The 10114-nt window shown below is 69.9% G+C and carries 10 protein-coding genes; 6 read left to right on the top strand and 4 right to left on the bottom strand.

Annotated features, from left to right (window positions below; genetic code table 11):
* Positions 1 to 385: 385 nt before the first annotated feature.
* The 4 genes from C463_RS04555 (at position 386) to C463_RS04540 (ending at position 5416) form a co-directional block, all read left to right on the top strand.
* Complete coding sequence (locus C463_RS04555; RefSeq protein WP_008441478.1) at positions 386 to 2023, top strand: heme-binding protein; 1638 nt, start codon at positions 386 to 388, stop codon at positions 2021 to 2023.
* 533 nt (positions 2024 to 2556) lie between these two features.
* Positions 2557 to 3021, top strand: coding sequence for a universal stress protein (locus tag C463_RS04550; RefSeq protein ID WP_008441477.1), 465 nt, complete (start codon positions 2557 to 2559; stop codon positions 3019 to 3021).
* 93 nt (positions 3022 to 3114) lie between these two features.
* Positions 3115 to 4383 (top strand): DHH family phosphoesterase, encoded by a 1269-nt coding sequence (locus C463_RS04545; RefSeq protein WP_008441471.1) that lies wholly within the window; start codon positions 3115 to 3117, stop codon positions 4381 to 4383.
* A 4-nt stretch (positions 4384 to 4387) separates the two neighbouring features.
* Positions 4388 to 5416: a carbohydrate kinase family protein gene (locus C463_RS04540; protein WP_008441469.1), complete on the top strand. Its 1029-nt coding sequence runs from the start codon at positions 4388 to 4390 to the stop codon at positions 5414 to 5416.
* Between the two features lie 36 nt (positions 5417 to 5452).
* Here the strand turns inward: C463_RS04540 and C463_RS04535 are convergent, their stop codons facing one another.
* The 4 genes from C463_RS04535 to C463_RS04520 form a co-directional block, all read right to left on the bottom strand.
* Positions 5453 to 6358 carry a DUF106 domain-containing protein gene (locus tag C463_RS04535; protein WP_008441467.1) on the bottom strand — a complete coding sequence of 302 codons (906 nt, stop codon included), beginning with the start codon at positions 6356 to 6358 and terminating at the stop codon, positions 5453 to 5455.
* A gap of 145 nt (positions 6359 to 6503) precedes the next feature.
* On the bottom strand, positions 6504 to 7127 hold the full coding sequence (locus C463_RS04530; RefSeq protein WP_049905525.1) for an adenylate kinase: 624 nt from the start codon (positions 7125 to 7127) through the stop codon (positions 6504 to 6506).
* Positions 7128 to 7177: 50 nt separating this feature from the next.
* Entirely contained in the window at positions 7178 to 7774 is a 597-nt protein-coding gene (locus C463_RS04525) for a GNAT family N-acetyltransferase (RefSeq protein ID WP_008441465.1), read from the bottom strand.
* Positions 7771 to 8139, bottom strand: coding sequence for a universal stress protein (locus C463_RS04520; protein ID WP_008441464.1), 369 nt, complete (start codon positions 8137 to 8139; stop codon positions 7771 to 7773). Before C463_RS04520 ends, C463_RS04525 begins: the two co-directional genes overlap by 4 nt.
* 90 nt (positions 8140 to 8229) lie before the next feature.
* Here C463_RS04520 and C463_RS04515 point away from each other — a divergent pair, with 90 nt between their 5' ends.
* Together C463_RS04515 and C463_RS04510 are read left to right on the top strand one after the other, a co-directional pair.
* Positions 8230 to 8973 (top strand): DUF5806 family protein, encoded by a 744-nt coding sequence (locus C463_RS04515; RefSeq protein ID WP_008441463.1) that lies wholly within the window; start codon positions 8230 to 8232, stop codon positions 8971 to 8973.
* Positions 8970 to 10114: GAF domain-containing protein (locus tag C463_RS04510; protein WP_049905526.1), on the top strand; the 1145-nt coding region annotated here is incomplete at its 3' end. The genes C463_RS04515 and C463_RS04510, both read left to right, overlap by 4 nt.

Below are 10114 nucleotides of genomic sequence, written 5' to 3'. Positions count from 1 at the left end.
GCTTACAGCTCAGATTAGTTTCGCAGCCTCTTGGATCGATGATCACCTCGGTGACTATCTTCAAAAGTTACGCTAGGTACTAAGCTCTCGTGAGCTAATCAGAACGCTGCGCGTTCTGATGACGACGCAAGGACCACAACGAGGGAGCGAACAGCGTGAGCGACCGAGTGAGGACCGCAGCGAGCGTGCGCCCGCCTCGCGACTGGGGCTTCGGGAGTGGTCGTGTCGATCGGTCGCTTATAAACAAAACCGTATCACCGAGCGACTGGAAACTCGAATCCACTCGTGCCGTCTTCGGCTCGGACACGACCGGGGACGGTCCGGCTGATTACCGTGTCTCGGGATGACCCGCAAACCCCTAAGTCGCGGGGCCCGAACCCAAAGTATGGTCGAGGCTCCACAGACCGCCGAAGGGGGGTTCTCGCTTCACGACTTCCGCTCGATCGACTGGGACGCCTGGCGCGAGGCGCCCGAGTCCGAACGAGAGCGGGCGATCGAGGAGGGCGAGGCCTTCCTGAAACATCGCGAGCTGATCGCCGACGCCGACGACGGCGAGTCCGCGCTGTTCTCCGTGCTGGGACACAAGGCGGACTTCCTCTGTCTCCACTTCCGGCCGTCGCTCGACGACCTCTCCGCGATCGAGCGCCGGTTCGAGGACACCGCGCTCGCGAAGTTCACCGAGCGCGAGACCTCCTACGTCTCCGTCACCGAGGTGTCGGGATACGTCTCGGACGACTACTTCGAGGAGGGCGCGGACGCCGTCGACGAGGGGCTGCGCCGGTACATCGAGGGGAAGCTGAAACCCGAGATCCCCGACGACGAGTACGTCAGCTTCTACCCGATGAGCAAGCGCCGCGGCGAGGAGCACAACTGGTACGACCTCGAGTTCGAGGAGCGCGCCGACCTGATGGCGGGCCACGGCGAGGTCGGCAAGGAGTACGCCGGGAAGATCAAGCAGGTGATCGCCTCCTCGGTCGGCTTCGACGACCACGAGTGGGGCGTCACGCTGTTCGGCGCGGACCCGACCGATATCAAGGACATCGTCTACGAGATGCGGTTCGACCCCGCCTCCTCGCGGTACGGCGAGTTCGACGACTTCTACGTGGGCCGCCGGTTCCCGCCGCGCGACCTCGACGCCTTCCTCGCGGGCGAGACGGTCCCGACCGGCCGCGTGCCTGAAGACGACAGCGCCGGGCACCCCCACGGCGAGGGGAGCGGCCACGGCGAGGGCGGCGGTCACGGTGAGGGCGGCCACCACGGGGACGACACGCACGGCCGCGGCGAGGGACACGACCGCTCGGGCGCGGGCGGCGGCCCCGCTCACGGCGACCACCCCCACGGCGAGGACGAGGCCGGCGGCGAGGGCGACCACCCCCACGGCGAGGACGAGGCCGGCGGCGACGGCGGCCACGGCAGCGAGGGCGGCGACGGGGCGTCGGACGAGGACATCCGCGGCGAGCTCGCAGACCTCGACATCTACGCCGGGAAGCCCCACGGCGAGGACGTGTACGCCACGGTGCTGTACAGCGAGGCCGACGTGGACGAGCTGTTCGACGAGGTCGAGGGGCTCCGCGGCAACTTCGACCACTACGGCACGCACGTCAAGACCGCGGTGTACGAGGGCCGCCACACCGACCGCGCCGCGGTCGTCTCCATCTGGGACACGGCGTCGGCGGCGGAGACTGCGGGCGGCTTCCTCTCTGAACTACCGGACATCGTCGCCCGGGCCGGCGAGGAGTCCGGCTTCGGCACGATGGGGATGTTCTACACCGTGAAGCCCGACTACCAGACGGAGTTCGTCGAGACCTTCGACGACGTCGGCGACCTGCTGGGGGAGATGGACGGCCACGTCGAGACCGACCTGATGGTGAACGTCGAAGACGAGAACGACATGTTCATCGCCAGCCAGTGGAACGCGAAGGAGGACGCGATGGCGTTCTTCCGCTCCGACGAGTTCTCCGAGACCGTTCAGTGGGGTCGCGACGTGCTCGCTGACCGCCCGCGCCACGTGTTCCTAGCGTAACGGAGACAGAGTGGCGAAGATTTTTTGTAAATAGCCGGCGCCGGTTCGGCGGCGGACACCGCCAAAGACCCAAGCGCTCGTTTATAAATAGCTGCCGGCAGATCGGCGGTGAAGACCTCCAAAGCCCCAGCCGCGAGGCGGTCGCACGCTCGCTGCGCTCCTCAGTCGTTCGCTTCGCTCACTCCTTGCGGTGCTTACATCGCCTGCGACCGCCTCGCGGCTGCCCCTTTGAGTCCCACCCCGCACAGCACCGCCCCGCGCCTCACGCCTCCCCAGCCTCGTCGCTCACGCCCTCCGGGCGTTCGCGACTCCAGCGAGGGACCTCCGGTCCCTCTGGCAGCCGGCGCGTAGCGCCGGCGACCTCGCGCGTGCTGGCTTCGCGGCCGCCGGTGGCGGCCGCTCGCAGGCACGCGCCGCCGCCCAGTTCGATCATTTATTAATCGTGTCTTCGTCGTCGCGCCAGCGCGCCCACCGACTGCGGCCCCCTCCGCCGACCGCCGGGTTTTAGGTATCGTTGCGGCGAACGGGTGGCCATGTTCGACACCATCGTGGTCGCGACCGACGGCTCCGACAGCGTCCGGCGGGCCGTCTCGGTCGCGGTCGACGTGGCGGCGCGGTTCGACGCCGAGGTCCACGCGGTGTACGTCGTCGACGCCGGCGAGGTGGAGTCGTCGCCCGACACGGTCCGCGAGGACCTCCGCGACGCCCTCGACGACGAGGGACGCGACGCCCTCGACCGCGTGTCCGACGCCGCGCGCGACCGCGACGACGCCCTCGACGTGACCATCGAGGTCCGCGAGGGCCGCCCAGCCTCCGAGATCGACTCGTACGCCCGGTCGGTCGACGCCGACCTCGTCGCGATGGGCACGCGGGGGCGCCACGGCGAGAACCGCTTTCTCATCGGCTCCGTCGCGGAGCGCGTCGTCCGAACCTGCCCGGTCCCCGTGTTGACGGTGCGACAGCTGACCGAGGAGGACCCGCGGCGCACGACGATCTGACGGCGTCGACGCGGCGCGGCCGCCCGCCTCCCTCGCGACCACCGCTCGCCGCGAGAGCGGCGGAGTTTTCCGGCTGCCGCCCGCCCCGACGGTATGGACGACGACCTCATCGACGCGGGGGATTCACCCCGGTCCCGGTACACGAAGCTCCCGGGGAAAGGGTTCTTCTACCCCGACTCGCTGGACGACGAGCGCGCGGAGCGACGAGCACGTGAGACGATCGAGGGGTGCGAGGCGATCGTGATCGCCGACGGCGACGCCGACGGCCTCGCCTGCGCCGCGATGATCCGCGAGACGTACGACGCCGCGCTCGACGTCGCCCCCTTCGTGGACGCCATCGCGGCGCGGCTGGAAGGCGAGAGCGAGGGCGACGAAGGTGCGGGCGACGAGCCGGCCGAGACCGACAGCGACGAGGACCCCCTCGACGACGCCCACGCGCAGTCGCCGGTCGGACTGCTCTCGGCGGGCCCGTACTCGATCGACACCGCGCTCGAACGCGTCGAGGCGTACGCCGACGACGGGATCGACCTGTTCGTCTGCGACCTCTGTCCCGACGACTACGAGTGGATCGCGGAGCCGCTGGAAGCGCTGGCGGAGTCGAGCGACGCGATCCGCTGGTTCGACCACCACCAGTGGGACGACGCGACCGCGGCCGCGGTCCGCGAGGCCGGCGTCGACCTCGTGGTCGGCGACTCCGACGAGGAGTGTACCGCGGACGTGACGCTGCGATCGCTCGACCACGCGTTCGACGACCGCTGGGCGGAACTCGCCGAAGTCACACGCGACCACGACCTCTGGATCAAGGAGGACCCGCGCTCGGACGACCTCGCCGACTACTCGTACTGGGCCGGCGCCGAGGAGTACGCGGCCGTGATCGGCGCGTACGGCGTCGACCTCCCCGAGACGGTGCGGTCGTTCGTCGAGGACCGCCGCGTCGAGAAGGAGGCCAGAATCGACCTCGCCGTCGACCGCGCGGTCACCCACGAGGTCGGCGACTGGCGCGTCGCGGTCACCTACGGCCGCTGCTCGCAGAACGAGGTGGCGGAGGGGCTCCGCGAGGCGGGCGCGGACGCCGCCGTGGTCGTCAAGCCCGCTGGCTCCGCGTCGATCCGCGGCTCCGACGACTTCCGCCACGCCCACGAGGTCGCCGGCCGGGTGAACGGCGGCGGCCACCCCCAAGCGGCGGGCTGTAAGCCCGACATCTACGACGACATGCTCGATTACGCCCACCACTGGAGCACGGAGGGACAGGCGTGTAAGCGCGTCATCCTCGCGGCGTTCGAGGCGGTCGCGGAGGCGGTCGAGGCGGAGGAAGTCGAGACCGAAGAAAGCGACCCCGACGAGGCCGAAGCAGCCGAGTAGGCCGATGACCGACGTCTTCGTCGCTGGCGAGACGCTCGTCGACTTCGTGCCGGACGCGGGCGAGACGCTCCGCGAGGTCGACGGCTACGCCCACCGCCCCGGCGGCGCGCCGGCCAACGTCGCCGTCGGGCTCGCGCGGCTCGGCTCGCCGCCCGCGTTCTGGACGCGACTCGGCGACGACGCGTTCGGCGACTTCCTCGCGGAGACGCTCTCGGCGGAGGGGATCCCGGAGACCCACGTCGAGCGCGTCCCGGGGAAGACGACCCTCGCGGTGGTGTCGCCGCCCGGCGCGGAGGGCCCCCAGTTCGGCTTCTACGGTTCCCGCGATGCGACGTTCGGATTCGACCCGGACGCGGTGCCGGTCGGGACGTTGACGGGCGACGCCGACGCCGCGGGGTCGCCGGCGGACGCGAGCGCGCCGCCGTGGGTCCACCTCGGCGGCGTGGCGCTGACGCACCCGCGGGGACGGGCGGCGACCCGCGAGCTCCTCTCGGCGGCGAGCGCCACCGGCTGCCCGGTCTCGTTCGACGTGAACTACCGCTCCGACCTCGTGCCAGACGGCGCGGCGGAGACGGTGTCGACCGCGGTTCGCGAGGCGGTCACTGAGAGCGACGTCGTGTTCTGTAGCGACGAGGACATCGCGGCCGCGGGGCTCTCCACGAGCGAGGGGGTCGAGCTGGCCCGCGACCTGCTCGCGCTCGGCCCGCACACCGCGGTCGTCACGCTGGGGAGCGACGGCGCGCTCGCGGTCAGTTCGGACGCGGCCCCGTGGGGCGCCGCGACGGTCCGACACGGCGGCTTCGCGGTCGAGGCCGTCGACGCGACCGGCGCGGGCGACGCGTTCACCGCGGGACTGCTCTCGCGGCTCGCGGGGGACGCCGGGGAGACCCCCGGGATCGACGACGGAAACGCCCTCCGCGAGGCGCTCGCGGTCGGCAACGCGACCGCCGCGCTGTCGGTCCGGTCGGTCGGCGGGATGGGGTCGATTCCGTCGCGAAAGGAAGTGGACGCCTTCCTCACAGAGCGGGAGTGAGGACCCGGGGAAACCGGCGCAAGTCGTGCGTGCCGCCTACGAGGAGGACGGCGACATCTCGATGTTGAGGCTCTTCTGGACCAGCTGCGTGAACGCCATCGAGCAGAGGAAGTACCAGAGGATCCACATCTGGATCGGGCCGACGATGCCCGTGTCCCAAGTGACGCTCCCGGCGAGCGGCACGACGAGCGCCTGGTCCGCGACGGCCGGGTACGCGGCTTCCGACCCGCGGTAGCCGATCACCCAGAACATCCAGAGGAACGCGGGGATGGTGAGGAACATGATCCACACCATCGGGCGGAACTGCTCTTTGAACATGCCGAGCTGGTCGCCCATCGCCTCCATCTGCTCTTCTTGGATCTCGTCGAGCGCCTCGTCGTCGTCGCGCTTCTCGGCCTCCTTCCGGCGCTCCTGAATGTCTTTCATCCGGTCTTGGTACGCGCCCATCTTCTCCATGTCCATGAGCCCGGCGCGCAGCAGCGTCGAGTACAGGCCCGTCCCGAGCGCGATGACCATGATCACGACGTAGAACGGGACCAGGTTCAGGAGCGGCCCGAGGACCACGTCGATCCCCCCGGCGATCGCGTTTCGGACCGGTCCGACCGCGTAGCCGACGAACGCGCCGAGCGTCGCCACCCCGGCGAGCTTGTCCCACTTCGACCACGTGGTCGTCTCCGGGGTCTCGGCGTCACTGTCGCCCGAGTCGTCGTCTTCCATGCCGGCCTCGATCCCCTCGCGGTCGGCCAGCGCGAACCCCTCCTCGCCGTCGACGAGGATCTCTTTCTCGATGAGCCGGCCCCACTGCCCGCTCGATATGTTGTCTCGAACGTCGACCCAGCGCACCTCGCCGCCGCTGGCGTTGTCGAGGACGGTTTGAATGGCGTCCCGCATCTCGCCGTCCTCGCGGACCAACGAGCGGACTCGCCGTTCGACTTTGCTCATTAGCGGCTGATTAGCGGTCGACGGTTAAGAACCTTGTAGGATCGCCGCCCGGGTCAACTCTCGACAGCGTCCCGAATGGACCCCCGTCGACGACGCGGATCGGCTCGTGACAGCGTGGCGGATCAGCTCTCGACAGCGTCGCAGATCAGTTCTCGACGACGTCGCGGATCCGGGCGAAGACCTCGTCCGGGGTCGCCTCGCCGTCGACCTCGACGAGCACGCCCTCGTCGCGGAAGTGGTCGACGACGGGCTCGGTGTTGTCGTAGAAGACTTGGAGGCGCTCGCGGGCGGTCTCCTCGGTGTCGTCCTCGCGCTGGATCAGTTCGCCGCCGCACTCGTCGCAGACGCCCGCCTCCGCCGGCGGCTGGAAGTCGACGTGGAAGTTCGCGCCGCAGTCGTCGCAGACGCGGCGGCCGGTGAGCCGGTCGACGAGGACCTCCTCGTCGACGTCGAGCAGGATCACGGCGTCGAGGTCCGTGATCGAAGAGAGGTACTCCGCCTGATCGAGGTTGCGCGGGTAGCCGTCGAGGACGAACCCGTCGGCGTCGTCGAGCGCGGCCTTGACGATCTCGTTAACGACCGGGTCGGGGACCAGTTCGCCAGCGTCCATGAACGATTTGGGCGTGCCGTACTCCGTCTCCATCTCCTTGTTCGCGCGGAGCGCGTCGCCGGTCGTGACGTGCTCGACGCCGTACTCGTCGGCCAGCTTCGCGCTCTGCGTCCCCTTTCCGGCGCCGGGCGCCCCCAACAGCAGAATTCGATGACTCATACCGGAGCGGTCGCGGGCCGCCCGTAAATGCTTGAACATTCCGGCCAACGCTACTGGTCGCCGTCGGGTTCGTCGGCGGCCGCGGATTCGCCGGACTCCGCCGCGGACGCCTCGTCGGCGTTGAGCCGCAGCCCCATCTCCAGTTCGAAGCTCTCGGCGTCGGAGGTCTCGAAGCCGATCTTCTTGTAGAGGGAGACCGCGGCGCGGTTCCACCGCTCCACCGTGAGCCACACCTTCTCGACGTCGTTCGCCTGCCCGTGCCCGAGCAGCCCGCGGATGAGGTGGGTGCCGATACCGGCGCGCTGGTACTCCTGGTGGACGAAGATCGCCAGCTCGTAGGCGTCGCCGTCGGGGACGAGCGTCGCGTGGCCGGCGGCATCGTCGCCGCACCACGCGATCACGTTGTAGCAGTCGCCGCCGAGGATCGCGTCGAGCCACTCGCGGATGCGCTCCTCGCCGCCCGGCGGGATCCCCTGCGCGCGGTCGGCCGGGTCGAACGCGTCGTACATCTCGACGAGCGACTCGCGGACCTCGTCGTCCCCCTCGTACGGTCGGATCTCGATCTCGCGGTCCTCGCGGTCGGTGAACGCGGTCGGCGGCGGCGGGAACTCGTCCGCCACCGCGTCCGGGTAGCCTCGGTCGCTCATCTGACCAGCGTGACCGATGTCTTCGCGTTGAGCAGGACGAACTCCGCGATCGACCCGATCGTGATCTTCCCCATCGGGCTGGTGTGGCCGCCCCCGAGGACGATCTCCTCGAACGCCTCCGTCTCCGCGATCTCGACCAGTCGGCTCCCGGGGTCGCCCTCGACCCGCCGCACCTCGGCGTCGATTTCGACCTCGTCGACCGCCGCCTCGGCGCGTTCGACGACCTCGTCCGGCGACACCGAGGAGTCCTCGTTGTCGACCACCGCGATCGTCAGGTCGTCGTTCGCGACCGCCGCACGCTCCACCGTTCGGTCGAGCGCGCGGAACGAGTCGTCGCTGCCGCCGATCCCGCAAAGCACCTTCATGTGCCACCCGTCCACGCGACGATACAAAAGTGGATCTCCGAGCGGGCGGCCACCGACAAGCCTTTTGTCCGCCCGCGAGGTTTCGGAGGTATGAGCGATCACACCGGTTCGCCGGCCGGGTCGACGGACGAGACCGGCGATGCGGCCGAGGACCGGTCCCCGCCGGGGGGCGGCGACACGGACGCGACCGCGACTGCCGAAGAGGACACGGACGCGACCGCGACTGCCGAAGAGGACACGGACGCGACCGCGACTGCCGAAGGGAACACGGCCGCGACCGACACCGACGAAGGGGACGACGACGTGCCGCGAGACGTCGAAAAGTACGAGCGGTTCAAGAAGATGGACGGGGCGCGCTACGAGCGCGTCAACGAGTTCCTCCGCGATCGGACGTACATCACGGCCCGAGAGTGGGCGATCGCGCGGCTCTGTGCCGACTTCCGCACCGAGACGGGCGTCGAGATGACGAAGATCGGCGAGAACCTCCCGGAACTGGTCCCCTTCATGACCGACACGTACACCCCGCAGGCGGTCAACCAGGCGCGCTACTCCTTCGAGGAGAAGGTGACGAAGGCGGGCGCGACGTTCCTCTACGGCGCGATGTCCGGCTTCTTCACCGCCGAGGATCTCGACGAGATGATGTACGAGGTGACGGAGGTCGCGAAGTTCCTCCTCGAAGTCGAGGGCGTCGACCTCGCGGTCGCCGACGAACTGGAGGCCGAAGACAAGATCAGCGAGGTGATGCGCGACGTGCGCGCCTCCTCGGCGGACCTCCGCGGCGAGGAGGTGCGCTGCCCCGAGTGCGGGCACGTCCACGAGCCGACGGACGAGTGACCATGGACCGCTTCCCGGAGGCGATCGACGCGACGCCCGACCCGACCTTCGTCGTCGACGGCGACGGCGTCGTCCGCGCGGGCACGCCGAGCGTCGAGGCGGTGTTCGGACTGGATCCGGCGGCCCTCGCGGGACGCCCGATCGACGACGTCCTCGAGAACCCGTCCGGGTTGGAGTGGGACGAGTCCGCGTCGATAGCGACGCTCGATACCGACTCGGGAGACCATACCGTCGACTCCGCGGTCACCCCGGACCCGACGAGCGCGGAGGGGGCGGACGACGACTCCCGGCACGACGTGGACGCGCTGATCGACACGGTGTGCGCCGGGGAGTCGCGGTCGCTCGCCGACGGGTTCGAGCTGGTCGTGCGGCGGAGTGACGGCGTCGCGGTCCCGGTCCGCGTCAGCGTCGGGGCCTTCGAGCTCGACGGCGACCCGTACGCGGTCGTCACCGCGATAGACGTCTCGAACGAGCGGACGCGACAGCTGGCGCTCCGGCGCCGTACGGAGACGCTCGAATCCCTCCACGAGGCGACCAGAGAGCTGTTGAAGACGACCGACAGGGAGGCGGCGGCCGAGGCGGCGGTAGCGTACGTCGACGACGTGCTGGGCCACCCGATCGCCGCGATCTGGCTGTACGACGAGGAGGAAGACGCGCTCGAACCGATCGTCTGGACCGACACCGCCGACGCGGTCGTCGGCGACCATCCGACGTTCGACGCCGACGGGCGGAGCATCACCTGGGAGGTCTTCGAGAGCGGCGAGCCGACCTACGTGGCGGACGTCAGCGACGACCCCGACCGCTACAGCGACGACGCGACGATCCGCAGCGAGCTCGTCGTCCCGCTCGGCCGGTACGGCGTGTTGAACGTCGGCGCCACCACCACGGGCGCCTTCGACGACTCCGACCTCGCGGTGGCGCGGATCTGGGCGGCGACGGTGACGATGGTGCTCGTCCGCATCGAGCGGGAGCGGCAGCTCCGGCGGCGCGAGGCGGAGGTCGCCCGCGAGCGCGACCGCTTGGAGGAGTTCGCCAGCCTCGTCTCGCACGACCTTCGGAGCCCGCTCAACGTCGCGGCCGGCAACCTCGAAATCGTCAGCAACCGCCTCGGGCAGGAGTCGGTAGACGTCGAGGAGCTGGG

It is taken from the genome of Halorubrum californiense DSM 19288 (genome assembly GCF_000336875.1).
GTDB lineage: Archaea > Halobacteriota > Halobacteria > Halobacteriales > Haloferacaceae > Halorubrum > Halorubrum californiense.
Note: the sequence above shows the minus strand (reverse complement) of the source record. Positions and strands in the feature narration are given on the sequence as shown.